The organism is Bacillus sp. S4 (assembly GCF_040838205.1).
Taxonomy (GTDB): Bacteria; Bacillota; Bacilli; order Bacillales; family Bacillaceae_G; genus Bacillus_A; species Bacillus_A cereus_U.
Genome location: NZ_JBFPJI010000457.1, coordinates 1 through 2,057, shown reverse-complemented (window position 1 = coordinate 2,057; position 2,057 = coordinate 1). Strand labels below are relative to the sequence as shown.

Below are 2,057 nucleotides of genomic sequence, written 5' to 3'. Positions count from 1 at the left end.
ACATTAAGTCCAGAAGGTGCAGAACTATTAATAAAAGAAGTAGAACAGTACCTTGCAAAATAAGTGGCTCCTTTCAAGGTGTGGCATTAAAACAAAGTTTGATAATTTATAAAAAATTCTGATCGTGTATAAAAAAGTTTGATCAAAAATCCTGTGTTGATGTACAGGATTTTTTCTTGTTCCGCAATCGGGCCATTTTGTTGAATATCAGCAAAGAAGGAATGTATACAACTGTGTTGAAGTAGATTAAGGTTGATGTTTAAAAAATGGAGGGGTTATGGTGATTATTGAAACGACTGTGCAAGTTCGTGTTTCAGACTTTGAAAAGGGAAAGGAATGGTACAAGTCACTACTGAATAAAGAGCCTGATTTTGTACCTCATGAAGGATTTGTTGAGTTTGAACTCGTACCCGGGAGTTGGTTACAGGTAGCCAAGGGAACGCCAACAGAAGGTAGCGGTCCTATACGCATGGGTGTGATGGATATAGAGGCTGAAAGGGATAGAATGATAAAGGAATTAAATATTGAGCCTTTTGAAATATATTCAAGAGAAGAGGTTCCCGTAAAATGGGGTAGCTTTACAGACCCATGGGGGAATCGCTTAGGTTTTTTCGAATATTTGAATGAAAATGAAAAGGATGAAACAATAAAAAGAGTTCATGGGACGACGGCTAAGTAGTTAGTCCGTATAACCACCCTCTCCTCAACTAAAGGGCGCAAGAGTTGAAGATCAATGTTTGAATCGACAACTCTTTTTTATTATCTAACAGGGCAGGGATTTAAAGTATTCAAGTAGAATAAGAACCTACCATTTTTTTATAGGGAGTTTTGCTGAATAATATTGTTAATATTTCACAATGGATATATGATTTTTACAAAGAGTGAAGGGAGATGAACGAAATGGAGTTTACACAAGGTAACAAGAATTAAAATGGTGGTTAAATTAGACTGACCACCATTTATTTTAAATTGTGGTGGGTGATTAATATGACAAGAACTAAGTTGATAATCGTTGAAGGTATGTGGGGTTCTGGCAAGAGCACTACATCTAAATTGATTTATGACCATTTAACAGAATCTGGAATAGAGACACGTCTATTTCTTGAGGGAGATTTAGATAATCCAGCAGATTACGATAAAGTAGCATGCTTTACACATAAAGAGTTTAACAAGCTATTAGAGAAGCATTCAGAGTCTATCGGATTGATTCGGTCGATTACTCAGAGCAAAGGGAATTATAATTTTATTGAATATGGAAAGCGTCAACAGGAATTAAGTAAGGCGTTCCCTGATGAACTATTGTCTGATGTGATGCAATATGATATTTATGATGGAACACTGCCATTAGAGCGGCATTGTGAAGTGCATTTGAATAGGTGGAGTGAGTTTGTAAAGGCTCAACAACAAGAGGAGACGGTAACAGTCTTTGAGTGCTGTTTCATTCAAAACCCCCTTTCAGCTATGCTTGGTCGATATGATGCTTCGCAAGATGTGATTACAGATTATGTACTGAAGTTAGGCGACATTATTAAGCCGTTGAATCCATCACTTCTCTATTTTCATCCTGGTGATGTTCGCTCTATTCTAAAGAGAGCATTCGAGGAACGCTCATCAGAATGGCGAGATGGCGTAACTCAGTATTACACTCAGCAGGGGTATGGACGGAGTCACGGGTTGACAGGGTTTGACGGGCTTGTTGAGTTTTTAAGAGTTCGAACCGAAATAGAGTTAAAAATCATAGAGCAACTCTTGATTTCGAAGTCAGTTATAAGAAATGATGACCTCAATTGGGAACGGGTTCATCAGCAAGTGATTCAATTTGTTGACGAGTCATTGTGAGTCTAAGTTGTTGCTAACGAGGGTCTTATCTTCAATAAGAAAACATAAATGATTTTCCACAATCGGGCGCTTTAATGGAGCAACGAAAAAAGCCTAATTTCTCAATTTTAATGAGAAATTGGGCTTTTTATATTTACTTATAGTGCAAAATAACTCCTAAAGTGACACGTAAACTTAATTTATCATCGATTTTAAATGTGTTCTGTAAACAATATCTA

Annotated in this window: 2 protein-coding genes and 1 pseudogene; all 3 read left to right on the top strand. The window is 36.9% G+C overall.

From position 1 onward, the window contains the following. Positions 1-63, top strand: a pseudogene (locus tag AB3X48_RS21550) (AbrB/MazE/SpoVT family DNA-binding domain-containing protein); the annotation flags it as partial. 217 nt (positions 64-280) lie between these two features. Beyond that, positions 281-679, top strand: a complete 399-nt coding sequence (locus tag AB3X48_RS21545; protein ID WP_199715741.1) for a VOC family protein — start codon at positions 281-283, stop codon at positions 677-679. 308 nt (positions 680-987) lie between these two features. Beyond that, a complete protein-coding gene (locus tag AB3X48_RS21540) occupies positions 988-1,839 on the top strand; it encodes a P-loop NTPase family protein (protein WP_199715743.1) in 852 nt (283 codons plus the stop codon). Positions 1,840-2,057: the final 218 nt, after the last annotated feature.

Excerpts from the sequence above, each read along its gene's own strand:
- AB3X48_RS21540 (WP_199715743.1), top strand. The coding sequence starts at position 988 with ATGACAAGAACTAAGTTGATAATCGTTGAAGGTATGTGGGGTTCTGGC.